Raw genomic sequence first — 2,204 nt, 5'->3', positions numbered from 1 at the left:
GGAGTGCGCCACGAAGTGCCGCGTAATCGAGTGGAGGTGAAAGGCCGACACCGCCGGGCCGTCGCAGCGGCCTGGTGAAGCTGGGGGCAGCCTGACCCGGGGAACGCCGGGGAGGGTGGCAAGCGGCCCCGACAACGGCGGGACGTGCCGGGACTACCGGACGGTGCGGGTCCGTCTAGCGAGGTCAGAAGGTGTAGCGAGAGCGAACCAGTGGTTGAAGCTCCGTAAGCAGTGAGCCGGCTCAAACCTGGTGGATACGGGCCGGTGGGCAGCGCGTGACGTGCTCGTCCTCGGATGGGCGGGTCAACTCCGAAGCCGGATTTCCTGTTCCGGTGGGGAGGCCACGTTGAAAGCCTGCGGCGTAGGCGTGGCGATGTTGCCGGAGTAGAGCTGGGCGCCTCCCTGACCGATCGATTGCGTGGTGAACGTGGGAACCATCCGCGGTCGCCCGAGCGGCCGGGCAGCCAGTCCGGCGGTGGGCAGGTCCGTTGCCGACTGATGGCCATGGGTGGGGCGGAGGCCCCGTAGTAGTCGCGGGAGTAACGACCCGTCGTGGAGACCGGGAAAGCCGGTCGCAGGGCCAAGGGGGCCAGCAAGTCAGTGGCTGAAGTACTGGAATGTCGGGAGGGTCGCCGGTGAATACCGACGAGCTGGAGCGCGCCTTGTATGAGGCGGAGCGCCGGGTACTGAAGATCCAGACCAAGCTGCACCGTTGGGCTCGTGATTATCCTCATCGCAGGTTCGACGACCTGTTCAATCTCGTTGCCGATCCCGGCTTCCTTCTGGTGGCCTGGGATCGGGTGTGGGGCAACAAGGGTGCACACACGGCCGGGGTGGACGGACGCACGGCGTCGTCCATCGCGCTGTGGGTAGGTGTCGAGGAGTTCCTCGACGCACTGGGGTCGCAGATCAAGGACCGCAGTTTCCAGCCCATGCCGGTAAGGGAACGGATGATCCCCAAGTCGGGCGGCAAGCTGCGCCGACTGGGGATCGCGACGATCACCGACCGGGTGGTGCAGGCATCCTTGAAGCTGGTGCTGGAGCCGATCTTCGAGGCGGACTTCCTCCCGTGCTCCTACGGGTTCCGCCCGAACCGCCGGGCTCATGACGCGGTGGCCGAGGTGCGCCTGCTCACATCCAAGAAGTACGAGTGGATCGTGGAAGGCGATATCAAAGCCTGCTTCGACGAGATCTCGCACACCGCCCTGATGGAGCGGGTGCGGGCACGCGTCGGGGACAAGCGCGTCCTGGCCCTGGTGAAGGCGTTCCTCAAGGCGGGCGTCCTCAGCGAGGACGGCTTGCTGCGGAACAACGACACCGGCACCCCGCAGGGTTCGATCCTGTCGCCGTTGCTCAGCAACGTCGCTCTCTCGGTCCTGGACGAGCACATCGCCCGGGCTCCGGGAGGCGCCGGAACTGATCTCAACGAGCGCCGCAGGCGTCGACGCCGAGGTCTGCCCAACTACCGCCTGGTGCGGTACGCGGACGACTGGTGCCTGATGGTTCACGGCACCAAGGCAGACGCCGAGGCGCTGCGCGACGAGATCGCGGAAGTCCTCTCCACGATGGGCTTGCGGCTGTCGCAGGAGAAGACTCTGATCACCCACATCGAGCAGGGCCTGGACTTCCTCGGCTGGCGCATCCAGCGTCACCGGAAACCGGGCACCACCCGGTACTACGTCTACACCTACCCGGCCAAGAAGGCCCTTCGGGCCATCATGGCCAAGGTCAAGACGCTGGGCCGACAGGTCGGTACGAACCAGCCGCTCGATGCCCTGCTCGCCCGGATCAATCCGGCGGTGCGGGGCTGGTGCGCCTACTTCCGGCCCGGGGTGTCCTTCGCGACCTTTTCCTACCTGCGCCACTACTTGTGGCACACGGTCTGGAGATGGGTGCAGCGCAAGCACCCCAAGACGGGCTGGAAGAAGATCCGCCGTCATTACGGCGGTCGCGGATCTTGGTGGGCCAGCGAGAACAGGGAGTTGTTCAACCCGATCTCGGTAGGCACCACACGCTACCGATACCGGGGCCTGGCGATTCCCACTCCCTGGGATGCCACGGGATGAGGGCTACCACCACGGGTCCCCTCGGGGCTTGTGGAGAGCCGGGTGCGGTGCCAAGTCGCATGCCCGGTTCGGGAAGCGGCTCCGGGGAAACGGGCCGGTCGAAAGACCGGAACCGCGCCCCGGGCCGACTTCACCAGC

General features: G+C 66.6%; 1 protein-coding gene. It reads left to right on the top strand.

Annotation, left to right across the window (positions count from 1 at the left end):
• Positions 1-635 precede the first annotated feature (635 nt).
• A complete protein-coding gene (gene ltrA, locus EF387_RS46370; protein ID WP_128382577.1) occupies positions 636-2,066 on the top strand; it encodes a group II intron reverse transcriptase/maturase in 1,431 nt (476 codons plus the stop codon).
• The last annotated feature ends 138 nt before the right edge of the window (positions 2,067-2,204 follow it).

This window comes from Streptomyces cavernae (assembly GCF_004023625.1).
Lineage (GTDB): Bacteria > Actinomycetota > Actinomycetes > Streptomycetales > Streptomycetaceae > Streptomyces > Streptomyces cavernae.
This window is presented reverse-complemented; position numbering and strand designations above follow the sequence as displayed.